Below are 22,530 nucleotides of genomic sequence, written 5' to 3' on the forward strand. Positions count from 1 at the left end.
GCACGCCGTGCTGGAGGTCCTGACCGGCGCCAGCACGGACACCGCCGCAGCCCACGCAGGACTCGAACCCGTCGACCTGGAGGCCGCAGTCGCCGTCTACCAGCAGGCCGGGCAGCAAGCACTCGCCCAGCAGACGAGGCCCCCAGCGTGGCGTCAGCTGTACATCCAGTTCACCGACTGGGACAAGGCTGAGCAGACCGCCACCGACCATATCGCCCCCGTCCTGGAACTGGCTCAACAGGACAGGCTGATCACGGGCTGGTGGTTCATGCGCAAGCACCCATGCTGGCGAATGCGACTGCTGCCAGCCCCCAAGGCGCAGTTCCCGCCGGCACTGGCCGACACGCTGGACGCACTCACCGCCGACGGGAGAGTCCACCGATGGTGGCCCGGCATCTACGAACCCGAAAGCGCGGCGTTCGGCGGTGACACCAGCATGACCATCGCCCACACCCTGTTCCACTCCGACAGCCGCGCCATCCTCACCACAGCACGGGGAGAACTGGGCCGCCGCGAGTTGTCACTGCTGCTGTGCGCCACCATGATGCGCGCCGCCGGACTGGAGTGGTACGAGCAGGGCGACGTCTGGCACCGCGTCTCCCAGGAACGGCCCCTGCCCCCAGACGTGCCGGTTGCCAAAGTCCAGGCCATGGCCGGGAGCCTGCGGCATCTACTCCTCGCCGACACCAGCCCCACCAGCACGATGCTCCAGTCGGACCGGACGCTCAAGCCTGCCATCGACTGGGTCCGCGCGTTCCGGGACGCGGGGAAAGACCTCGGCACAGCGGCCCGTGAGGGAACCCTCGACCGCGGCCTGCGCGAGGTCACGTCTTACCACGTGATCTTCCACTGGAACCGGATCGGACTGCCGGCCCGCACTCAGAGCGTTCTCGCTCACGCGGCACGTACCGCGATCCTGCACACCGCTGACTCCTCGGAGAGGCTGATGCCGTGACCGCGCAACATCCGGAGGAGGGGCTCCACCGGCTCGCCAGGCGGTTTCCGCTGGTCAGCCGCTCCCACCTCGTCTATCCCAGCTTCACCGCCCGCATCGAAGAGGTACGCGCCTGCGCAGAGGAGTCGACTCAGGACAAGCCGCTTCTCGACCGGATCAACCTCGCGTGCGCCACCTGGAATCTGTCCGCACTGATCGCCTCCGACTGCGGCCTCACAGACTTGGCGACAGACCTGTGCCTGCGGCAGCTCCGCCTCTTCCAGGCAGCATGGCCCGTCACCGGGGACACCGCCATCGCCTGTCTCCAGCCGATCATCAACCTCGTACGCCTGACCGCCCGAGCGGCAGACCCGCATGCCGCCTATCAGCAGCTGATGAGCGTGTACCGCGCCGTCCATGACGGCGGCACCGTGATCATTCACGGTCATCCCATCGACCTCACGGGCTTCACCACCGACGCGACCCGGGACCACATCGAGCCCTGGCTACGATCCGTCCTGCTCGAAGACGGCACACGCCTCCTGGTCGCCACCGATCAATGGCCCCAAGCAGCAGAGCACGCGACCGTTTACGACACGGCGCCCGAACGACTGCACGACGGTAGGCAGGTGCATGTCATGGCAAGCCTGCACGCCGCCGACCCGGACGTCGCCAATTCCCTGATCGAGAAGGCCACGATCACCGAGCCATGGGAGAAGGCCGTCGCGAAGATCCTCCGTCATTACGCCGACCACCGTGCGGGCTGCGTCACGGCAGAGGGGTTCACGGCGGTGACGGGTGCTGTGTGGGATGCTCTGGAACCGACTCCACCGCACCTGCGTATGTTCCGGGTGAGGCTGGTCCTGGCGGCGGCCGAGCTGGCATCAGAAGGCTGCGAAGCCCAGGTGGCCCCCCTGCACAACGCGATCGTCATCGACACCACACAGTCGAACGACGCGTACGCTGCGCGCGAGATCCTGCGCCGCTCCGTCTTGCCGATCAGCGAGCGGCCACGTCGTGAGCTGGAAGCGATCGTCTGTGACGGCGGACTCGGCCGGGGGGCCCTGCCGGAGACGTCGCTGTCCACGCTGATGCAGGCTGTCAGCATCGCCGAAGCGAGCCTCACTCATTGTCTTGCCGATGAAGAGGCGGTGAGGCCGCTGGAAGCTCCATCATGTCCAGCGTCCAGTGCACCGTAGTGATCGGCTCTGCATCGTCGAGCTCCTAGCCGTGATGGACGACCTCACCCTGCTGCATGACGCCTACCTCTCCACCCTCGATTTGCCGGAAGCATGATCAGGTCTTGGCAACCGCCGTCGAGCGGGGTGAGATGGCCCTACGGGGCCGATCACTGGGGCAGGGGACGCAATGGCGCTGGCAGACTGGGGTCACATTCAGTTCTCGGGCGAAATCACGATCACCAGGTACGTGGGAGAGATCGGGGACGACCTGCGCGAGCCCCTGCACTGCCCAGAGTGCGGAACGGCAGAACGGCTCACCCTCGGCACACAAGGGGATGAGGGCCTGGTCGTGTGCCCCATCTGCGGCCACGAGTGGACAGATAGCCGGGTCACTGCACGTGACGTGAGGCAGATGCTCCACCTCGCCGCCATGGGACAGCCGTCGGCCTTCCCGAATGGTCAGATGCAGACCGTCGTCTTTCCCCCGCTGGACGAAGATCGGACCCTCGCTCCGCAACCGGAGTGGGTCGATGACGACCCGCGGGTCCGGTGGGAACTCGGCTGCTTGATCTCCACAGGGACGATGTTCACCCACTGCCTCCGCGCCGCCCGGCATCTGTCTTCCTTCGCCATCGCCTCGGACACAGGTGTCTACACCCGTCTCTATCCCCAAGCCGGCGGCAGCGCTGTCGACGCCCACATGGCAACGGTGCTCGTAGCCCTGTCTCTGTACGAGATCGCGTTCCAGGCGCGAGCCACGAAGATGTTCGAGATCCGGCTGGCGCAAGCAGTCAGCGCACTCGGCCCTGAGCGCGCTCGCAGAGTGAAGGACCTGCGGCCGATCTTCGACTTCGACCCCGACGCACCGTGCCATCTGCGCGTGACCGACGCGAACCGCATGGACACGGCCGAAGCGCACGATTGGGAGCGATGGCGCAGGACCGCCGTGGAGATCCTGGAGTTCAGCATCCAGGACATCGTCAACCACTCACACCTGTCGAAGTCGGCCGACGAGGTACGTGCTAGCGATCGGGAACGCCAGTGGTACCCGGATGATCTGACCTGGTACACGGGGAACCGGGTTTAAGTAAGGAAAAGCCCCCTGTTCCTATCGCGTGGGAACAGGGGGCTCAAGCTGCCCGCCTCGACTCGCGCCGCCCCCCGGTTCCGTGCACTGTGGATGCATCGGAACGAAGGAGCGGCCGACATGGGAGACCACGTCTACCGAGTCACCGAGATCGTTGGATCATCCACCGAAGGAATCGACCCAGCTATCCGGAACGGCATCAACCGTGCCTGCCAAAGTCTCCGCGAGGTCGATTGGTTCGAAGTCACCGAGATCCGCGGCCACGTCGAGAACGGACAGCTAGCCCACTTCCAGGTCGGCCTGAAGGTCGGCTTCCGTCTGGAGGACTCCAGCGGCTAGGCAGTGAGCTGCATCGCAGCCACGATCTTCTGGAACTCCTCGACCTTCTTGAGCCAGACCTCCTGGTTCAGGGCATCCACGATGCCGCCGGCCGCGTGGTGGGCCTTCTCGACCACGTCGTCGGGGTGCACGAGGAAATACAGGGGCTTCTTCGTCGTGCCAGCCGAGATGAAGCGGACCCCCAGGCCCTTCAGCAGCCAACCTCGCTGTTCCCAGTCCATCTCGCCCCAGCGCTTCCCGAAGGTCACGCCGGTCCCTTCTTCGACCCATCGAGACGGAACCACGGGGTTCTTCTCCAGTTCCTTGAGCGTTGCTGTGTGCTCTTCGAGAAGCTTCTCAGCCGCAATGTACCGAGGGTCGTCCTCATCGAACTTCAGGAGGCGACTGGTCAGCCGGTCCACGCCCTTCTTGACCTCCTCAATCTGCGGACGGTTGTCCACGCCGGGCTTGAAGGACTTGTGCTTGATCTCGATGCTCCCGAGGCGGTGCAGGAACGCAGACTCCAGCTCGGCCTTCACCTGCTCCTGGGGCCAGCAGAGTCCGAAGCGGCAGGCATCCATGTTGGTTGCAGGCTTCGTGGCGCACCAGAAGTAGGCGTAGTAGTTCTTGATCGCAGGTTGTGTCTTTGTAGCCTTCTTCTGGCTGTACAGCTCGTGCTGCTTGCGACCGCACAGGCAGTAGAGAACCCCGGTCAGATCACCGGACCCCACCTTCTCCTTCCCGCGGTACCTGTCGCCCCGCGCCTTGAGGATTGCCTGGAGAGCGTCAAACTCCGCCTGCGTAAGGATCGGGTCGCAGAACTTCTGCGGAAGACCATCGGGGCCCATGATGACCTCGCCCTTGTGGACCCGTTGCCCGATGAGCTGCTTCTTCGAGAGCATCTTCGTCATGGATCCGTGGCTCCAGAAGGTCCCCTTGACCTCCACATCCACGTTCTCGCGACCTTCAAGCGCGTTGACGTGGCGCTGGTAGTCGCGGGCGCTGAGGATCTTCCGCTTGTTCCAGTCCGAGACCAGACGGCCAGTTGTCCAGCCCTGCTCAACGATCCTGGAGTACGCCTCACGAACCAGCTTGCTGGTCACGGGGTCAATGACAAGCTTCCACCGGAACTTCCCAGAAGGCTCATGGAAGAACTTCTCGGTCCGGTATCCGAAGGGCCAGTTCCCACCAGGCCAGAGCCCGTTTTCGCGGAAGTCTTGAACCTGGTCGCGCTTCTTCTTCTTGATCGAGTCCAGGTACTCCGAGTCCTTGTACGACCGGAAGTGGGACATCATCCGGGAGCTGCGATCGTAGAGGTCGAAGCTCGGCTCTTCGAGGATGATCACGTGCTTGCCGTGCTCGCGGCACAGCAGCAGGAAGGCCATCCACTCCCAGTCGTCACGGGTGATTCGATCTTGAGCCGTGACCATGAGCGCTTCCCACTCATGGATCTTGGGAGAGACCATCCACTTCCCGAGCGAGGGGCGGTCTGCCAGGTTCACTGAACCGGAGACTGTGGCGTCTTCAACGTCGCCGACCATGTGGAAGCCGAAGCGCTTCTCAGCTGCGTCGTGCTCCTTCTTCTGCCGAACGAGGGCGGAGCTCGCCTCGGTGTCGTGGCTGATGCGTCGAACGCCAAGGACCCGGGTGCCGGCGCCGGGCTTGGGTGGTGCTATCTGCATGAGAGGGTGCTTGCCTTACGTCTCTGATCACACCCCCCGCCCGCAATGGTAAAGGACCGGTCAAGCGGGGAGGGGTTTTGTGATCTGTTCCTCCGACCAGTCGAGGTTGCGCAGCGTCTGCGACGCGCGGGACAGGCCGTTGCGGATGGCCTGGTCGACGCCCTCGGGGGACGAGCCGACGATCTCGGTCACGCGGTACGTGTGGTTCGTCATGGGTGGGGGTCCTCCCGGCGGCGCGCGTGCTGCTGACCCCACCACCGTCCGGCACACCGCGTGTCCGCGCGAGGCGGGCGCCGCCGTTGGCGTGGTCGCGAGTCCGGGGGGTGCGGCGGCGCCGGGTGGGGCATGGCGGGGGCAGCGGCCCCCGGGGCGCGTCCGGTCCGTCACCCCCGCTCGGTCACGTCCGGTGGAGGCGGCGGGCCGTGTGGTGGGCCCACCAGAGGTGTGCGGCGCCCGCCGCCGCGAGCCAGCCGGCCACGGCCGCCGGGGCGGGGCCGCGGTGGAGGAGGACGAGGGCGAGCGCCGGTCCGGTGGTGACCAGGGCGCCGAGGGGGCCGCGCAGATACCAGCCGGCCAGCTGGAACATGGCCGTGTTCCCGAACGGAGTGTCCGTCCCCACCACCGCCTGCGGCGGCAGTGCTCCCCGGTACGCGCTGACCAGGGCCGCGCCGACCAGGGCGGGGACACAGCCGACGAGCACCGCGAGACCGGCGCAGCCCCGGCCGGCCGCCACCGCCACCGCCGCGCCCGCCGCCAGCCCGGGGACCAGCAGGGCGGCCGGGACGACGGCGTGCCACAGGGCCAGGGCGCCGGAGGAGTACGGGAGCTGGACGCGGCGGCGGAGGTCGTCGCTGTCCAGGCGGGCGGGCTCGACGAGGTGGGCGGCCGACAGGTACGCGGCGGTCAGCGCGAGGACGGCCAGGACGACCCGCGGGGTCGTCCGCGCCGCCGGGGCGAGGGCGGTGAGGGCCACCGCCGCCGCGAGCCGGACCAGCGCCCGTACCGGCCGGGCCGGCGCCCGGAGCAGCCCCGTCGCGTCCCGCCACGGTACGAGCAGCCACCGCCGGCGCGGCACCGGCAGCCGCAGGACGGGGCGGGAACGGGTCGCCGAGCGCCCGCCGCGCGTCGCCAGCCGTGCCTGGCGCAGCTCCAGGGAGAACACGGACGCCGTCATCCGCTCGGCCACCGTGGCCCGGGCGCGCAGGGCCGACGCCGGTATCGCCGGCACCGCCCGCGCGCCCGCCACCAGCACCACCGCCGTCGAGACCACCGACAGCGCGAGGGCTGCCGGCCACCCCGGGGCCGGGCCGCCCACGGCCGCCACCAGCGGCTGCGCCGGCCAGCCCCACGGACCCGACCACAGGAGTACCCGCCCGGTCCAGGGGCTCGCGTCCCTGTCCACCGCCGTCACGACGGCCAAGGCCAGTCCCGCGAGGACCGCCGCCGAGGCGACCGCTCCGACGACGCGGGAACGGCGGCTCTCCGACCGGCCCTGCCCCCGGCCGTCGTACCGTTCGACGAGCGCGCCGCAGCCCGCCGCGGTGAGCGCGACGGCCGCGCCGCTCCAGGCCCCCGCCGCCGCGGCCCACGCCCGGCCGGCGGTACCGGATCCCGGCGAGAGCGTCCCGGCCGGCAGCCCCAACACCGCGCCCGCCGCCGCGCCGACGGCCGCGGCGAGACCGGCGGCCCTCGCGAACCGGGGGAGCAGCAGCCGGCCGCGGTCCACGGGCAGCGGCAGAGCCCACCGGACGGTGGGCAGGTCCACCAGGACCGGTCCCCGCCAGGCCGCGCTGCGGACCAGCGCGTGGAAGGCGGCGGCGCCGAGGGCCGGGACGGTCACCGGCAGGGCGGCCAGGACCCGTTCCGCGGGCGCGCCCTGCGGGGACGCGGCGTTCACGGCCCGGGCGACGGCGATCAGCGCGGGCACCCACACGACGGCCGTCAGCGCGACGCCGTACAGCGTCACGACGCCGTCGCGCCGCCGTCGGCGGCTCTCCTCGCGGCGGGCGCGGCGCAGGAACTCCAGCGCGGCGCGGGAGGCGGAGGGACCGGCCTCCGCGGCCGGTTCCCCGACGAGCGCGTCAGCCACCGGTCACCGCCTCCGCGGCGGCGCGGACCCTGCCGGAGGCCAGGTCCAGGACGTGGTCGGCCACCGCCGCCGCCAGCTCGTCGTCATGCGTGACCAGCAGGATCGCGGCGCCCGCCGCCTTGTGGGCGCGCAGTCGCCGGGCCAGTCCGGCGCGGGCCGCGGTGTCCAGCCGCTGCTCGGGCTCGTCGAGCACCAGCAGGTCGTGCGGGCGTACGAAGGCCGAGGCCAGCAGCGCCTGCTGGACCTGTCCCGACGACAGCGCGTCCGGCAGCGCGTCCGCACGCTCCGCCAGCCGGTGGTCGGCGAGGACCCGCGCCACCGCGTCCTCCGCCGCCCGGCCCAGGCCGTGCGCCAGCGCGACGAACATCAGGTGCTCACGGACGGTCAGGTCCGGGTAGAAGGACGCGGCGTCCATGACGGCGGCGAGCCGGCGCCGCACGCCGGGGTCGTCCTCGCGCACGGGCACGCCGTCGAACAGGACCTCGCCCGACGTGGGCCGTTCCCGGCCGGTCGCCAGGCGCAGCAGCGTCGACTTGCCCGAGCCGTTGGGGCCGGTGACGGCGAGGCACTCGGCGCGCGCCAGGGTCAGGGTGACGGAGCGGAGTACGGCGCGGTCGCCGTAGTCGCGGCCGACGTCCGTCATCCGGAGGAGCGGTGTCCCGGACGGGGACTCGGGCATGGCGGGGTTCCTCCCCTGGGTGGTGCTGGTGGTGCTGAACGTCCGTGGGGGACGGGGGTGCCTACGGGACCACCGTCACCGGCCACCGGCCCGCCTTCACCAGGCGGACCGCGACCGAGCCGACGATGCGGTGGCCCGCCTGTTCCGACGCGCCGACGACGACCGCGTCGGCCTTGAGGTCGTCGGCCGCCTGCACCAGGCCCGAGTACGGGTCGCCGCGGAAGGTGTGGAACTCCCAGCGCATGGCGTGCGGGTAGAGGCCGCGCAGCCGCTCGGTGGTGGCGCGGATCTCCGCGAGCAGTTCCTCGGCGACCTCCTCGGTCACCTCGGCCACCGGAGCCCCGAACGCCGCGCCGCCCACCAGGACGGGCTGTACGTAGACGATGGCGAGCATCGCGTTCTGCCGGCGGGCCAGCCCGGCGGCGTAGGCGGCGGCACGCCAGGAGGACTCGGAGCCGTCCACCCCGACGACGATCACCTTGGGGCCGTCGGTGCCGCGTTCGAAGCCGGTCGGCAGGCTGCCGTGTTCGGGGGTGGGCTGCTCTTGGTTCACGGGGTCAGGTTACCCGGGGGTTGGTTTCGCCCCGGTCCCTCCCCCAGAGGGGCACCCCCAACGGGCTGATTCCAGCCCGTCCGGCGTTTGAGGACGAGCGGCGGAGCCGCGAAAAGGGGCCTGGGGCGCAGCCCCAGGAAGCGGCGAAGGGGCGGGACCGGGGCACCAGCCCGCCGCAGGCGCCCTACGGCACCGACAGCGACAGCGCGAAGCGCCCCGCGTCGTCCGTCCACCACCGTCGCAACTCCAATCCCGCGGCGGCGAGTTCCGACCGTACGCCCTCCCGTCGGAACTTCGCGGACACCTCCGTCCGCACCTCCTCGCCGGCGGCGAAGTGCACCGCCAGGTCCAGCGCCGGGATCTTCGCCAGCACGGCCCGCCGGGCCCGCAGCCGCATCTCGATCCACTCGTGGTGGGCGTCCCACAGGGCCACGTGCGCGAAGTCGGCGGGATCGAAGTCGGCGCCCAGCTCCCGGTTGACGACCGCGAGGACGTTCTTGTTGAAGGCCGCCGTCACGCCCCGCGCGTCGTCGTACGCCGCGACCAGCACCCGCTCGTCCTTGACCAGGTCCGTGCCGAGCAGCAGGGCGTCGCCGGGGGCCATGCCGGCCCGCAGGCCGGCCAGGAATTCGGCGCGTTCCGCGGGCAGCAGGTTGCCGATGGTGCCGCCGAGGAACGCGAGCAGCCGCGGCCCGGGGGTGTCCGGCAGGGCAAGGCCGTACTGGAAGTCGGCGACGAGGGCGTGCACCCGCAGCCCGGGATATTCGCCGAGCAGCGTCGCGGCGGCCCCGGACAGGGCGCTCTCGCTGACGTCCACCGGCACGTAGTGGTCCAGCAGGGGCAGCGCCCGGATGAGGTGGCGGGTCTTCTCCGAGGAGCCGGAGCCGAGTTCGACGAGCGTGCGGGCGCCGGTGGCGGCGGCGATGGCGGCCGCACGGGCGCTCAGGATCTCGCGTTCGGCGCGCGTCGGGTAGTACTCGGGCAGCAGCGTGATCTCGTCGAAGAGGGCGCTGCCCCGCGCGTCGTAGAACCACTTCGGCGGGAGCTCCTTGGGCGACCGGGTCAGCCCCTCGGCGACGTCGGCGCGCAGGGCGGCGGCGGTCGCGTCGGACGGGAGGGTGCGGGAGAGGACGAACTGGCTCACGGGCAGGGCTCCTTGCGCGTGCGGCGGGGCAGGGGAAAGGAAGGCGGAGCTCGACAGGGGACTCGAAAGGGGACTCGAAAAGGGAGGGGCTACAGGGACGTGAGGGCGACCCGCGCGCGGTCCGCCGACAGCAGCGTGCCGTCGGGCACCTCGGTCCAGCGCGGATCGTCGTCGTACGGCTCCGACGCCACCGCGATCCGCTCGCCGGGCCCCGCCAGGTACCACAGGGTGTCCCCGTGCGCGGTGGCCGTGACCGAGGCGCCGTCGGTGAGCAACAGGTTCAGCCGGGAGCCGGGCGCGGCCTCCGCGAGGGTGGTGACGGCGCCCGCGAGCGCCCGCCCGGGCGGATCGCCCTCGTCCAGCAGCCGGTGCGCCACCAGCGCCCAGACGAACGCCGCGTCACAGCGGGCCTCCAGCCGCAGCAGGGCGGCGGCGGGCAGCAGCGGGACGAGGGGCGCGGCCGAGCCGGGCCAGCCGGTGAGCGCGCCGTTGTGGCTGAACAGCCACGGGCCCGCGGCGAAGGGGGCCGCGGCGGCCTCGCCGTCGGCGCCCGGCCCGGTCGCGTCCCGCACCGCCGCCAGCAGCGCCCGGCTCCGGACCACCCGGACCAGGTCGGCGAAGGACGGGTCCGCCCACACCGGCCCGGCCCGGCGGTACCGGGCGGGCCGCGGGTCGCCGTCCGCGTACCAGCCGATGCCGAACCCGTCCGCGTTCACCGTCCCGTACCGCTGCCGGCGCGGCGCCCACGACTGCCGGACGAGGGAGTGCGGCGGGTCGGCGACGGACGCGCCGAGCGGGGCCTCGGGACCCAGCACGGCCAGGTGCCGGCACATCAGCACGGCTCCGGGTCGCGGGCCGTGCGGAAACCGGCGAAGATCTGCCGGCGCACCGGCAGGTCCCAGTTGCGGAACGTGCCCCGGCAGGCGACCGGGTCCACCCCGAACGACCCGCCGCGCAGCACCTTGTACGCGCTGCCGAAGAAGACCTCCGAGTACTCGCGGTAGGGGAACGCCCGGAAGCCCGGGTACGGCAGGAAGTCGCTCGCCGTCCACTCCCACACGTCGCCGATCAGCTGCCGGACGCCCAGCGGGGACGCGCCGCGCGGATAGGCGCCGACGGGGGCCGGGCGCAGGTGGCGCTGGCCGAGGTTGGCGTGCTCGGGGGTGGGGTCGGCGTCGCCCCACGGGTAGCGGCGGGAGCGGCCGGACGCCGGGTCGTACCGGGCGGCCTTCTCCCACTCCGCCTCCGTGGGCAGCCGCCGCCCGGCCCAGGCGGCGTACGCGGCGGCCTCGTACCAGCCGACGTGCAGCACCGGCTCGTCCGGCGGCACCGGCTCCACCACGCCGAAGCGGCGCCGCAGCCAGCCGCCCGGCGACCCGCCGTCGCGCCGCCAGAACAGCGGCGCCGTCAGCCGGTGCCGGCGCACCTGCGCCCAGCCCTCGGGGTGCCACCAGCGGGGGTCGCGGTAGCCGCCGTCCTCGACGAAGTGCAGGTAGGCCCGGTTGCTCACCGGCAGCGTGTCGATGAAGAACGGGGCCACGACGCGTTCGTGCGCGGGCCGCTCGTTGTCCAGCGCCCACGGCTCGGTCGAGGTGCCCATGGTGAACGGGCCGCCCTCGACGAGGACTTCGACGGGCAGCCCGGCCGTGTCCGGGGCGGCGGGCGGCGGCTCCGGAGCGGTGAGCGCGGCCGGGCCGGCCCGCAGCTGGTGGGTGATCAGCATGGTCTCGTCGTGCTGCTGCTCGTGCTGGGCGATCATCCCGAAGGCGAACGCCGCCCGGACCAGCGGGCCGCCGCCGTCTTCTCCGACCGGCGCGCGGTCGAGGACGTCCAGCGCCCGGCCGCGGACGTCCGCCACATAGCGGCGGGCCTCGTCGGGGGGCAGCAGCGGGAGCGAGGGGCGTTCGGCGCGCGGGTGCTCGAACGCGTCGTAGACGGAGTCCAGTTCCGGCCGCAGCGCCGCGTGCCCGCCCACGGCGCGCAGCAGCCACAGCTCCTCCTGGTTGCCGATGTGCGCCAGGTCCCACACCAGCGGGGACATCAACGGCGAGTGCTGGGCGAGGAGTTCGGGGTCCGGTACGCAGCCCGTGAGCGCGGCGGTGCGCTCACGGGCCGCCAGCAGGGCCTCCCCGGCGCGCCGCCGGAGCGCGCCGGGGTCCGTGCCGTCGTACTCCGGTCGGGGCTCCGGCCGGGTCTCCCGTCCGGTCCCTGGTCCGGTCTCCCGGCCGGTCTCCGGGCCGGTCTTCCGGCCGGTCTCCGGGCCGGTCTTCCGGCCGGTCTCCGGGCCGGTCTTCCGGCCGGTCTCCGGGCCGGTCTCCCGGCCGGGGGCCCCGCGTCCCGTGGCCCCGCGTCCCGTGGCCCCGCGTCCCGTGGCGGTCACGGCCCGCACTCCGTGCCCTCGGGCCGGTCCGCGACCAGGTCCAGCAGGTCGTCGGCGGGGCAGCGGCCCCGGTCCACGTACCGGGCGGTGAACGCGTCCACCGCCTCCAGGACCCGGGGCGAGGCCCCGAGCCGGGGGAGCGCCTCGCGCGCCGCCGCGAAGCAGCCCACCGCCGCGGCGTGCAGCTCCGGATCGGACAGGCCGTGCCGGGCGGCCCGGCGCCACAGCGGGTTGCGCGGGGTGGGCTCCCCGCCCGCCGCGTCGGCCAGCGGCTTCACCGCGCGGTACGCGGTCTCGGCGGCCGTCGGGTCGTCGAACAGCGCCGCCGTCACGGCGAGCGGCACCAGCCAGCCGTCCTCGCCCGGCTGCGCGTCGATCATGCGCATCTCCAGGTGGCCGCGCGGCCGGATGGGCGGGAACAACGTGGTCAGGTGGTAGATCACATCGCCCGCGGTGACCGGCCGCGGCTCGCCCGTGCGCAGCCACTCGCGCAGCGGCAGGCCCTGTACGGGCTGCCACGGTCCTTCCTCGCGCCGGATGAACATCACCTCCGCGTCCAGCGCGTACTCGGCCCAGGCCGCCCTCGGCTCCAGGTGCTCGGCCGGGGCGAGGGTGCGGCCCGGGTCCATCCGGGCGTAGGTCGCCTGGCGGGTGGAGCGCCAGCCGGTGGGCCGCCCCAGGTGCAGCGGCGAGTTGGCGAACGCGGCGGCCAGCACCGCGCCCAGCAGGTGCGCGTACCGCCAGCGGCGGTCGAACCCGAGCGGACCCGGGCCCTCGCTGCCGGCGTCGACGCAGACCTGGACGGACGCCGTCCGGCACATCACCGTGCGGCCGGCCCCGTTCCAGCGGTCGTAGTAGACCTCCATCGCGCTGTAGCGCCGGGTCTCCACCACCCGGTCGGGATGGGTCCAGGGCTCCTTGCCGTAGCCGGCGAGGAAGAGCCCGATGTCCTTCAGCTCGGCCCTGGCCAGGTCGAGATCGGCGGCCACCTCGTCCACGCAGGCGGTGAGGGAGGTGGCGGGCTGCGAGCTGAACTCGATCTGGCCGCCGGGCTCGATGGTGAGCAGCGAGCGCAGTGGAAGCTTGCGGAGCCGGTCGGCGGCGGCGTTGAGCCGGGCCGCTTCCACCGGGCGGGTCGGTTCGCGCAGGTCGTGGACGAGCCATTCCAGCTCGACGCCGAGGAGGCGGGGCGGGCCGGTCTTGAAGCAGATGCCGCGGACCAGTGCCGCCGCCTCGTCCATATCGACCGTCCGGGTCGCGCCTTCGCCATAGGCGATGCTCTCGTCGGTCACTCCGGGTGCCCTCCTGTCGGTCAGCCCCCTTGCCCTGTACCCCCAAACGGAGGGCCGAACGCGTGTCCCTGCGCTGGGAACCGGTCATGCCTGGAGGGCGCGCGGGGAGCCGCCCGGGAAAGGCGTAGACCATTGGGGCGGAGGCGACGGGCCCGTCCGGACCGGTCACCGCGGGGGAGGCGTACGGGCCCGGGGCGGCGGTCGCCCGGGCCCGGAACGGTGGGCACGCGGCCGGGCGCTGGGACGTCGCGGGCGCGGACGCCGTGCCGCCCCCGGCCGGCGCCGTCACGGATGGAGGGGGCGGAGGGGGCGACGCGGCGTACGAGGGACGGCCGGCGGAGTCTGGCCGGAACCGAGCGGCGTGCCCGTCAGACGGCGAACAGATCGGTGAACGCGTCGGTGGTGTCACCGACGTAGTGCCCGAAGGGGGCGTCGAAGTCCCAGATGAGGAAGAGGAGGAAGGCGATCAGCGCGCTGTAGAGCCCGGCGAGGAGCAGTTCGCGCGGCGACCGCCGGATCTGCAGGGTGTAGATCAGGCCCACGGCCACCAGCGCCCCGCCGATCAGGCCGAACCACACCACCCCCGGCATGGTGTCCCCGGCGCTCTGCGCACGGGCGTTGCGCGCCGCGTCCGCCGCCCCGGCCTGGTCCAGCAGCGGCTGGTACGACTGGCTCTCGCGGTCGTTCCTCGGCTCGTAGGCGGTGATGTCCGCCCGCACCTTGTCGAGCAGTTCCTTCCCCTTGTCGGTGAGCTGCCCGTCGTCCAGCATGCCCGGCCATTCCTTGTGCACGACGTACTGCACGTAGGTGTCGACGTCCGCCCGCACCTGTTCCCGGGCGGCCGGCGCGAACGCCTGTACGCGCTCCTGGATCTCGTGCAGCGCCTGCGCCTCGGCCTGCACGGTCGCCTGTGCGGAGTTCCTTGCCTCCCAGACACCGGCGATGGCCAGCCCGAGGACGATGGCGTAGACCACGCCGATCATCATCGTCATGTACTCGATCACGTCGGGCGTCTCGGAGGGATCCTCGCCGGCCCCCACCCGCCGCCCGCGCAGCAGGATCACGGACACGACGACCACGATCACCGCGACCATCGCGAGGACCAGCACCACCCACTCGTCCACGGCATCCTCCGGATTCGCCCCAACGGCGCGAGGGCGCGCGCCACCGAGATACTGCGGTGTGTGTCACCCGTTCAGCCGAGATGCGGGGTGGTTTCCTCCGATGGGATGAGGGCGTTCGAGGGGGCGGAGCGGATGTTCGGACGCACCGGTCCGGGCCGGTCGGCGTCGGTCGCGAAGGCGGACGCCAGAGCGGCGGCGCTCGCTCCCGGAACTCCCCCGACCCCACCGTGACAGCCGAGCCGCGACCCCGAGGAGGGGGCCGCGGCTCGCGCGTGCGCGAACATGCTGAACGCTGAGTCTGGCCACGCACGTCTGCAAGACGGTTAGGGACGACGAGGGCCGGGCCGTACGCGGCTGTGGGACCGCGCTCCGCGAGTTCCAGCGCCGGCTCCCGGCGTCTAAGTGCCCTCCGGCGCGGCGTCGAACCGGTATTCGTAGCCGATCACGTGCCGGTAGGGCAGGCACCACTCCCCGTACTCGATGATCCCCTCCCTGTCCCAGAGCCGGTGGGCGCCGGCGAGAATCGGGGTGCCGGTCTTGAGGCCGAGGAAGTCGGCTTCACGTGCGTCGGCGTCCCGGGCGTGCATGTCGTCCCGTCCTTCGACGGGGCGGCGGCCGGTGGTTTCCATGATGCGAGGGAGTAGCCCGGGGGCCTTGCCGGGGGCGGTGGACAGCAAATCCGGGACGGCCGCGGCGAACTCGGCCGGGTACCAGGTCACCGCGAGCATGAGCCGCTGGTGGCCGCGGCCGGTGTGCCACTGGCGGCGTACGACTTGGTCGCCTTCGTCGAGGTCGAAGAGGTCGGCGACGTACAGGGGCGGGACGGTGAGGGTGGCGTCGGTGACGATGACGCTCTCGCCCTCGCCGAGGACGCTCCCGGTGCGCAAGACTCGGGTGATGCGGTCGTACCCAGAGGACCCGGCCCGGGGCGCGTTGGCGATGAAGGTGCCTCGCTGGCTGGTGCGGATGTAGCCCTCGACTTGGAGTTGCCCGAGGGCCTTTTGCAGGGTGGCGACGGCGACACCATGCTCGGCGGCGAGGGCGCGGTGATTGGGGAGCTTGCCGCCTTCGGGCAGGTCACCGTCGAGGATGCGGCGGCGAAGGTCGGCCGCGAGGCGCATGTAGGGGTGGCGGGGCTCGGCTGGTTCGTGCGAGGTGGCTGTCATGGCGTGCCTCCGAACAGAGGTGTGACCTAGGCCAGTTGAGCGTACTAGGTCACTCTGCACTCTTGCTTGAGTCGACCTATGCCACGCTATGATGTGGCATAGGCCACCCAGATGTCTGTGTGGCTTACCTGCCTTGCTCCCCACATGAGCAGGTCGGCCGGACCGTCAGGCGCCACGCGTCTCCCGTGTCATCCCACACAGGTGGCTGCACGTCACCGTTCCGGAGGTTGCCATGGAAGTGCCGCTCACCCTCGGCTCACCGGCCCCTTCTCCGACCACCGACTGGACCGCCTTGCGCAGCTTCGCCGCCCTGCGTGGCCAACTGCGTGTGTCCTTCGGCCCCGCCTGCAACATCGCTTGCTGGTTCTGCCACGACGAAGGCGACATCCCGCCGGGACTGGCCCGGCGCGACCCGACGAAGAAGCAGCGCCCCCGCTCTCTGTGCGCGGGCCACTACCTCACAACCATCACCGCGTTGATGGAAGCGGGCCTGAAGCGGGTGTACTTCACGGGCGGTGAACCGCTTGCCTCGCCCCTGGCGCGGCCCGTGCTCCAGCGGCTCCCCGCCCCGGGTCCGGACGCCTCCTACACACTGATCACCAACGGCACCCGTGTCCGCGCCAGCCAGACGTGGCTTGCGGATACGCCCCTGAACAGGGTGAAGGTCTCCCTGCACTACTTCTCCGACGACACGTTCCGGGCCATCGCCGCGACCCGCCTCGGCATCGTCGCCGTCCTCGACGGTATCGAGGCGGCGCGCGAAGTGTTCGACCGTGTCGAGTTGAACTGCCTGTTGCTCAACGACAACGCCCACGAGATCCGGCCGATCCTCGACTTCGCTCTCGCCCGTCGCCTGCCGGTGCAGTTCATCGAGCTGGTCGGCACCGACTTCAATGCCGATCGCGCCGAGTCGGCCGCGCCGGCCGATGACGTCGTCGCCTATCTGCGGACCCTGACCGTCGAGGAACGCACCGAGATCGCCGGTGTCGGCCAGGGGCGGCGCGTCTTTCGCGTCGACGGCGTCGAGGTCGAGGTCATCCACCGCGGCCTCGGTCGCTACCATGTCGGCCAATGCGGCACCTGCGCGCTGCGCTCGCGTTGCGTCGAGGGATTCTGGGCCTTGCGCCTGGACCACGACGGCGGGCTGCAACCCTGCCTCCTGCGCGGCGATCTCCGCGCGGACGTCAAGGACCTGCTGCACGACCCCGTCCGCCTCGCCGAAGCGGTCGCCCGCCACGTCGCCGCCTTCACCGAGGGGACGCTGTGACGTTGCAACCCGCATACGAAGCGGATTCGTATCGGACGCCTCGAACCTCCAGTCGCTCATCGAAGTCCTGGTGAGGCGGACGCCCTCCACTAAGCTCACGCGCCATGAGCGACGACGAGCACCGACGAGGCCCGGCCCGCGACGCCGCCGTAGTGGTGGCCCGAGACGGCCAGGGCCTCGCCGCCGTTCTCAGCGCCCGCTTTCCCCGGCACGGTGGCGAGTATCTGTTCCTGCCCGGCGGCCGGCGCGAAGACGGTGAAAGCCCCGAAGAGTGCGCACGGCGTGAGCTTCGGGAGGAGGCTGGTGTCACCGCCCGGCGGTGGCGCGCCCTCGGCGCGTACGCCATCAGCCTGGAGTCCACCGCCCGCGTCTTCCTTTTCGAAGCCCGCGACCTGTCCCTCGGGCAGCAGCAACTCACCCCGGCCGAGCAGGACTTCAAACTCTCCTGGTGGCCCATGAGTGACGCCATCGCCGCCGCACGGGAAGGCAGGTTCCTGCTCCCGGCCGGGCCGCTCGCCCTGTTCCTGTCCGATCGGCTCGGCTTCGGAACCTGACAGGCGCGCCCGGCGGACCGGGGTCCTACCCCGCGTCCTTCACCACCGCCCGTTCCAGTACCCCGCCCAGGTCCGCGCCCGGGGGGAGGGTGCCGAAGGCGCCGCCCCAGTCGCCGGCCAGGCGGGAGGCGCAGAAGGCGTCGGCCATGGCGGGGGTGGAGTGGCGGACGAGGAGGCTGCCCTGGAGGACGAGGGTGAGGTGTTCCGCGAGGCGGCGGGCGGTGAGTTGGGCGCGGTGGGGGTCGTCGAGGGTGGTGAGCAGGGTGCGCAGGCGGGCGGTGGCGGCGTCGAGGCGGGAGTCCGCGCCGGCGGCGGCGTCGATTTCGGCGAAGTAGGCGTCCAGCGCCTGGGGTTCGCGGGTGAGCGCGCGCAGGACGTCCAGGGCGGCGACGTTGCCGGAGCCCTCCCAGATGGAGAGCAGCGGCGCCTCGCGGTAGAGGCGGGGCATGCCCGACTCCTCGACGTAGCCGTTGCCGCCGAGGCACTCCAGTGCCTCCGCCGCGTGTGCGCTGCCGCGTTTGCACACCCAGTACTTGCCGGCCGCCAGCGCGAGCCGGCGCAGGGCGCGTTCCGCCTCGTCCCCGGCCTCCGACCGGTCCAGGGCCGTCGCCAGGCGCATCGCCAGGGCCGTGGCCGCCTCCGACTCGACGGCGAGGTCCGCCAGGACGTTGCGCATCAGCGGCTGGCCGATCAGCTCGGCGCCGAAGGCCCGGCGGTACGTGGTGTGGTGCAGGGCCTGCCGCAGCCCGGCGCGCATGCCGGCGGCCGAGCCGATGACGCAGTCGAGCCGGGTCATGTTGACCATCTCGACGATCGTGCGGACGCCGCGCCCCGGCTCGCCCACGGGCCAGGCGACGGCCTGCTCGTACTCGATCTCGGAGGAGGCGTTGGAGCGGTTGCCGAGCTTGTCCTTCAGCCGTTGCAGACGCATCGCGTTGCGGGTGCCGTCGGGCAGGACGCGCGGCATGAGGAAGCAGGTCAGGCCCTGCTCGGCCTGGGCCAGGACCAGGAAGACGTCGCTCATCGGGGCGGAGGTGAACCACTTGTGCCCGGTGATCACGTACGTGCCGTCGCCCGCCGGGACGGCCGTGGTGGTGTTGGCCCGGACGTCCGAGCCGCCCTGCTTCTCGGTCATCGACATGCCGGCGATCAGGCCGCGCTTGCCCAGCGGCGGCCGCAGCCCGTAGTCGTACACCGGCGACGCCAGCAGCGGCTCGTACACGGCGGCCAGGTCGGGCTGGGCGCGCAGGGCGGGGACGGCGGCGTTGGTCATGGAGATCGGACAGCCGTGGCCGGGCTCGGCCTGCGCCCAGACGTAGAACTTGGCGGCGCGGATCAGGTGCGCCCCCGGGCGGCCGTCCGCCCAGGGCGCCGCGTGCTGGCCGCTCTCCACGGCCGCCGCCATCAGGTGGTGCCACGCCGGGTGGAACTCCACCTCGTCCACCCGGTGGCCGTACCGGTCGTGGGTGCGCAGCACCGGCGGGTACGCCTCGGCCTGCCGCGCCCACTCCTGCACCTCCTCCGAACCGGCCCGCACCCCCAGAGCGCGGACCTCCTCCTCGCCCCGGCCGCCGCCGTCCCGGCGGAGGGCCTCCAGCAGCGCGGGGTCGTCGGCGGTGGTGAAGCCGGTCAGGGGCGGGGCCTGGTTGAGAACCTCGTGCGTGCTGCTCATGGCGACCTCCGGATCGCTGGTGATCGTGCAGTCGAGGGCTGGAGGGGGCTCGGGTCGCGGGCTTGATCATGGGCTTGATGGCGTACGGACAATCGGCTGGTCATTATCCCGCCCAGGCCCGCACGGCGGGGCTTCTCCGGTGAAAAAGTCGAGGCAGGAGAGGCCACAGGGGCCTCAGGTGAATATGAGCAATCGGTGACAGTTCCCCGGACGGGGTCCCATCCGGCGCGTCGGTGTGATGATCGGATCGATACTGTCCCTATGTCACGCGTGCTTCTGATCGAGGACGACCGAGCGGTACGGGAAGGGGTCACCCTCACCCTGCGCCGTCGCGGCCACGAGGTCGAGGCCGCGGCGACCGGTGAGGCCGGGCTCGCCGCGCTCGGCGCCTTCCGGCCCGACCTGATCCTGCTCGACCTGATGCTCCCCGACGTCAGCGGCTTCGAGGTCTGCCGCCGGATACGCGCCACCCAGCAGCTCCCGATCATCATGCTCACCGCCCGCGGCGACGACATCGACGTCGTCCTCGGCCTGGAGGCGGGCGCCGACGACTACATCGTCAAGCCCGCCCGCGGCGAGGTCCTGGAGGCCCGCATCCGCGCGGTCCTCCGCCGCGCCGCTCCCGCCGACGGCGGTCCCGAGGCCGCCGCCCGGCCCGCCGAGGTCCACGGCGACCTGGTCGTCGACCGCGCCGGCCTGGTCGTCACCAAGCACGGCAAGGACCTCGCGCTCGCCCCCTCCGAGATGAAGCTGCTGCTCCACCTCTCCGCCACCCCCGGCCGCGTCCACAGCCGCCAGCAGCTCCTGGAGCACGTCTGGGAGCACAGCTACCACGGCGACGCCCGGCTGGTGGACGCCTGTGTGATGCGGCTGCGCACCAAGGTCGAGGACTCCACGCGCTCGCCCCGCTACATCCAGACCGTGCGCGGCTTCGGCTACCGGTTCGGCCCGTTGTGAGACGTTTCGGCGCGCGCCGGCCGGACGATCGGCGGCGCCCCGCCGGGGCGCGCAAGCCCGCCCTGCGCACCCTCGCCCGCGGCCTGCGCGCCCGGCTCGTGGTCGCGTTCCTGCTCGTCGCCGCGTTGAGCGCGCTGGCCACCGCGGCGCTCACCTTCCGCGAGGCGCGCACCGCGATCCTCCAGCGCACCCAGGACACCGCCGTCAACGCCCTGCGCGGCCAGGTCAACTCCCAGGCCCCCGACCTGTCGTACCCGCCCGGTACGGCGGGTCTCGCCAAGTTCGCGGCGAACCTCAACCGGGCCGGCGAGGCCGCCCAGCACTGGGTCGTGCACGTCCGCTACGGCGACGGGCCCATGGTCCCGTCCCTCCGCCCCGGCGAGGACGCCGCCATCGGCACCGGCGTGCGCAAGAAGGTCCAGGCCGGGATCGCCGCCGTGCAGCGCGTCGAGACCGAGGGACGCCCCTGGCTCGTCATCGGCCTCCCCGTCACCTTCAGCAACAACACGAAACCGTCCGGCGTGGAGGTCTTCGCCCGGGTTCCGCTGCGGGAGGACGAGGCCAACGTCCAGGCCCTCGTCGACGCCGCCCAGAGCGGCGCGCTGCCCGCCGTCGCCCTCGCCGTGGTGCCCGCGCTCATCGCCGCCGGCGGCGTCCTCCGGCCCGTACGCGAACTGCGCCGCGGCGCCCAGCGGATCACCGAGGGCGCGCTCGACACCCGTCTCAAGGTCACCGGCCGCGACGAACTCGCCGAACTCTCCCGGACGTTCAACGGCATGGCCGCCGCCCTGGAGGAGAACGTCGCCGAACTCCGCCGCATGGAGGCCAACGCGCGCCGCTTCGCCGCCGACGTCTCGCACGAGCTGCGCACGCCGCTGGCCGCCATGACGGCCGTCGTCGACGTGCTCGACGAGGACGCCGCCACCCTCGACCCGGACACCGCCCACGCCGTCCGGCTGATCAGCGAGGAGACCGGCAAGCTCGCCCGCATGGTCGAGGACCTGATGGAGATCTCCCGCTTCGACGCGGGCGCCGCCGCGCTCCACCTCGACGAGGTCGACGTCGCCGAGACCGTCCGCAAGACCCTCCAGGCCCGCAACTGGCAGGACGAGGTCGAGGCCGACCTGCCGGACGGCGTCCGCGCCCGGCTCGACACCCGGCGCATCGACGTCGTGGTGGCCAACCTCGTCGGCAACGCCCTGCGGCACGGCGGCGCCCCCGTCCACGTGGCGGTCCGTGCGGACCGTACGGCGGAACGGCTGCTCATCGAGGTCGCCGACCAGGGCCCGGGCATCGACCCCGAGGTGCTGCCGCACGTCTTCGACCGCTTCTACAAGGCCGACGCCGCCCGGGTCCGCTCCGAGGGCAGCGGCCTCGGCCTCGCCATCACGCTGGAGAACGTCCGGCTGCACCACGGAACCATCCGGGCCGCCAACCGGCCCGGCGGAGGCGCGGTGTTCACCGTCGACCTCCCCCTGCGCACAGGAGGTGACGAGGAGTGAGGGCACGACGCGTGTCGGCCGCGGTGCTCCTGCTGGGCACGCTCGCCGGCTGCGGCATCGAGCCGACGGAGGTCATCGAGTTCGGCCAGCCGGCCACCGGCGTCCGCCAGCCGGGCGCGCCCGGCTGGGAGGCGCGGCTGTACTTCGCCGTGGTGACCGGTGTCATCGGGACCTCGCGCCCGGCGGACGGTCCGGTGACCGCGGAGGACGCGGTACGGCTGATGCTGAAGGGGCCCAACGAGGCGGAGCGCACGCGCGGTCTCTACAGCGACATCGGCATCCGGCCCGAGGCGGGCGTGCGCGTCACGACGGAGTCCGGGCGCGTCGAGATCGTCCTGCCGCTCGACGTCAGCCGCCTCACGCGGACCGCCCGCACCCAGCTGGTGTGCACCGCGGCCCACAACCAGGTGCCCGGCGGGCTGCCGTGGAACCGGGTGCGGGTGGAGCTGTCCGGCGGCGGGAAGCGGCTGGGCCCGCTGGAGTGCGATCGCGCGTAGGACGCGGGACCGGGCTCGGGGCGCGCTCAGGGGTGGGGACGGGCCTGGGACGTCCCGCCGTGGACGACGACGACGGTCCGCGCGGCGTCGCCGTCCGCCGGGCGGTCGCCCTGGGCCCGGCCGGCCGGGCCGGTGCCCGCGCCGGTCTCCGCCGGCAGGCCCGCCGCGGCACTGCGGCCGACCGCCTCGGCGGTGACCGCCGCGGTCAGGGTGCCCGCGAAGCCGAAGACCGTGACGGCGACCAGCGCCGTGATCCTGTTCCTGTACAGCTGGGGCAGCGCCATGGCGTCGCACCCTCCCTGTGCTCGTGCGTGTCCGTACTCGTCCGTTCTCACCAGGGGAGACGCGCCGGGCGGTGCGGGGGATCCCGTTGTTACGGATTCATCACGAGGACGACACCGAGCGGTCGCCGAACGGACGGTGATCGTCCGCCCGGCGACCGCTCGGTGTCG

Annotated in this window: 21 protein-coding genes and 1 pseudogene; 9 read left to right on the forward strand and 13 right to left on the reverse strand. The window is 72.3% G+C overall.

Annotation, left to right across the window (positions count from 1 at the left end; genetic code table 11):
• Window positions 1-7: 7 nt before the first annotated feature.
• The 4 genes from J7W19_RS29385 to J7W19_RS29400 all read left to right on the forward strand — a co-directional run bounded on the left by J7W19_RS29385 (window position 8) and on the right by J7W19_RS29400 (window position 3,541).
• Window positions 8-955 carry a thiopeptide-type bacteriocin biosynthesis protein gene (locus J7W19_RS29385; protein WP_325176101.1) on the forward strand — a complete coding sequence of 316 codons (948 nt, stop codon included), beginning with the start codon at window positions 8-10 and terminating at the stop codon, window positions 953-955.
• On the forward strand, window positions 952-2,133 hold the full coding sequence (locus J7W19_RS29390) for a hypothetical protein (RefSeq protein WP_051072442.1): 1,182 nt from the start codon (window positions 952-954) through the stop codon (window positions 2,131-2,133). The genes J7W19_RS29385 and J7W19_RS29390 overlap by 4 nt, the downstream gene beginning before the upstream one ends.
• A 169-nt stretch (window positions 2,134-2,302) precedes the next feature.
• On the forward strand, window positions 2,303-3,202 hold the full coding sequence (locus J7W19_RS29395) for a hypothetical protein (protein ID WP_004937984.1): 900 nt from the start codon (window positions 2,303-2,305) through the stop codon (window positions 3,200-3,202).
• 120 nt (window positions 3,203-3,322) lie between these two features.
• Window positions 3,323-3,541: a dodecin gene (locus J7W19_RS29400; RefSeq protein ID WP_004937981.1), complete on the forward strand. Its 219-nt coding sequence runs from the start codon at window positions 3,323-3,325 to the stop codon at window positions 3,539-3,541.
• Here the strand turns inward: J7W19_RS29400 and J7W19_RS29405 are convergent.
• From J7W19_RS29405 to J7W19_RS29455, 11 genes and pseudogenes are all read right to left on the reverse strand, one after another.
• Window positions 3,538-5,202 (reverse strand): recombinase family protein, encoded by a 1,665-nt coding sequence (locus tag J7W19_RS29405; protein ID WP_004937979.1) that lies wholly within the window; start codon window positions 5,200-5,202, stop codon window positions 3,538-3,540. The genes J7W19_RS29400 and J7W19_RS29405 overlap by 4 nt on opposite strands.
• A gap of 90 nt (window positions 5,203-5,292) precedes the next feature.
• Window positions 5,293-5,415, reverse strand: a pseudogene (locus J7W19_RS29410) (dodecin family protein); the annotation flags it as partial.
• Between the two features lie 184 nt (window positions 5,416-5,599).
• Window positions 5,600-7,291 carry a DUF6297 family protein gene (locus J7W19_RS29415; RefSeq protein ID WP_004937973.1) on the reverse strand — a complete coding sequence of 564 codons (1,692 nt, stop codon included), beginning with the start codon at window positions 7,289-7,291 and terminating at the stop codon, window positions 5,600-5,602.
• Window positions 7,284-7,970, reverse strand: coding sequence for an ABC transporter ATP-binding protein (locus J7W19_RS29420; RefSeq protein WP_004937971.1), 687 nt, complete (start codon window positions 7,968-7,970; stop codon window positions 7,284-7,286). Before J7W19_RS29420 ends, J7W19_RS29415 begins: the two co-directional genes overlap by 8 nt.
• Window positions 7,971-8,031: 61 nt before the next feature.
• Window positions 8,032-8,523, reverse strand: a complete 492-nt coding sequence (locus J7W19_RS29425) for a universal stress protein (RefSeq protein ID WP_004937966.1) — start codon at window positions 8,521-8,523, stop codon at window positions 8,032-8,034.
• 184 nt (window positions 8,524-8,707) lie between these two features.
• The gene (egtD, locus tag J7W19_RS29430) at window positions 8,708-9,667 is read right to left on the reverse strand and encodes an L-histidine N(alpha)-methyltransferase (protein WP_004937964.1); all 960 of its coding nucleotides are present in this window, start codon (window positions 9,665-9,667) and stop codon (window positions 8,708-8,710) included.
• An 89-nt stretch (window positions 9,668-9,756) separates the two neighbouring features.
• Complete coding sequence (gene egtC, locus J7W19_RS29435; protein ID WP_004937961.1) at window positions 9,757-10,500, reverse strand: ergothioneine biosynthesis protein EgtC; 744 nt, start codon at window positions 10,498-10,500, stop codon at window positions 9,757-9,759.
• A complete protein-coding gene (gene egtB / locus J7W19_RS29440) occupies window positions 10,500-11,789 on the reverse strand; it encodes an ergothioneine biosynthesis protein EgtB (protein ID WP_051072444.1) in 1,290 nt (429 codons plus the stop codon). Before egtB ends, egtC begins: the two co-directional genes overlap by 1 nt.
• 254 nt (window positions 11,790-12,043) lie before the next feature.
• Complete coding sequence (gene egtA, locus J7W19_RS29445) at window positions 12,044-13,288, reverse strand: ergothioneine biosynthesis glutamate--cysteine ligase EgtA (RefSeq protein ID WP_040887455.1); 1,245 nt, start codon at window positions 13,286-13,288, stop codon at window positions 12,044-12,046.
• Between the two features lie 419 nt (window positions 13,289-13,707).
• Window positions 13,708-14,463 (reverse strand): bestrophin-like domain, encoded by a 756-nt coding sequence (locus tag J7W19_RS29450; RefSeq protein WP_004937949.1) that lies wholly within the window; start codon window positions 14,461-14,463, stop codon window positions 13,708-13,710.
• 398 nt (window positions 14,464-14,861) lie between these two features.
• Window positions 14,862-15,629, reverse strand: coding sequence for a GntR family transcriptional regulator (locus J7W19_RS29455; RefSeq protein WP_004937945.1), 768 nt, complete (start codon window positions 15,627-15,629; stop codon window positions 14,862-14,864).
• 232 nt (window positions 15,630-15,861) lie between these two features.
• Here J7W19_RS29455 and J7W19_RS29460 point away from each other — a divergent pair, with 232 nt between their 5' ends.
• Window positions 15,862-16,896 (forward strand): radical SAM protein, encoded by a 1,035-nt coding sequence (locus J7W19_RS29460; RefSeq protein WP_004937944.1) that lies wholly within the window; start codon window positions 15,862-15,864, stop codon window positions 16,894-16,896.
• A gap of 104 nt (window positions 16,897-17,000) precedes the next feature.
• The gene (locus tag J7W19_RS29465; protein ID WP_004937941.1) at window positions 17,001-17,450 is read left to right on the forward strand and encodes an NUDIX domain-containing protein; all 450 of its coding nucleotides are present in this window, start codon (window positions 17,001-17,003) and stop codon (window positions 17,448-17,450) included.
• Window positions 17,451-17,475: 25 nt separating this feature from the next.
• Here J7W19_RS29465 and J7W19_RS29470 read toward each other — a convergent pair whose 3' ends face one another.
• Window positions 17,476-19,122 carry an acyl-CoA dehydrogenase family protein gene (locus J7W19_RS29470; RefSeq protein ID WP_004937937.1) on the reverse strand — a complete coding sequence of 549 codons (1,647 nt, stop codon included), beginning with the start codon at window positions 19,120-19,122 and terminating at the stop codon, window positions 17,476-17,478.
• 261 nt (window positions 19,123-19,383) lie between these two features.
• Between J7W19_RS29470 and J7W19_RS29475 the strand changes: the two genes are divergently transcribed.
• Genes J7W19_RS29475 through J7W19_RS29485 form a run of 3 tightly spaced genes read left to right on the forward strand, consistent with a single transcriptional unit; the run spans window position 19,384 to window position 22,078 of the window.
• Window positions 19,384-20,079, forward strand: coding sequence for a response regulator transcription factor (locus J7W19_RS29475; protein WP_004937934.1), 696 nt, complete (start codon window positions 19,384-19,386; stop codon window positions 20,077-20,079).
• Window positions 20,076-21,581 (forward strand): ATP-binding protein, encoded by a 1,506-nt coding sequence (locus J7W19_RS29480; RefSeq protein WP_004937929.1) that lies wholly within the window; start codon window positions 20,076-20,078, stop codon window positions 21,579-21,581. Before J7W19_RS29475 ends, J7W19_RS29480 begins: the two co-directional genes overlap by 4 nt.
• On the forward strand, window positions 21,578-22,078 hold the full coding sequence (locus tag J7W19_RS29485; RefSeq protein WP_158688703.1) for a hypothetical protein: 501 nt from the start codon (window positions 21,578-21,580) through the stop codon (window positions 22,076-22,078). The genes J7W19_RS29480 and J7W19_RS29485 overlap by 4 nt, the downstream gene beginning before the upstream one ends.
• A 26-nt stretch (window positions 22,079-22,104) precedes the next feature.
• On the opposite strand, the gene J7W19_RS29490 is transcribed toward J7W19_RS29485, so the two are convergent.
• The gene (locus tag J7W19_RS29490) at window positions 22,105-22,362 is read right to left on the reverse strand and encodes a hypothetical protein (protein ID WP_004937925.1); all 258 of its coding nucleotides are present in this window, start codon (window positions 22,360-22,362) and stop codon (window positions 22,105-22,107) included.
• Window positions 22,363-22,530: the final 168 nt, after the last annotated feature.

The organism is Streptomyces mobaraensis NBRC 13819 = DSM 40847 (genome assembly GCF_017916255.1).
GTDB lineage: Bacteria > Actinomycetota > Actinomycetes > Streptomycetales > Streptomycetaceae > Streptomyces > Streptomyces mobaraensis.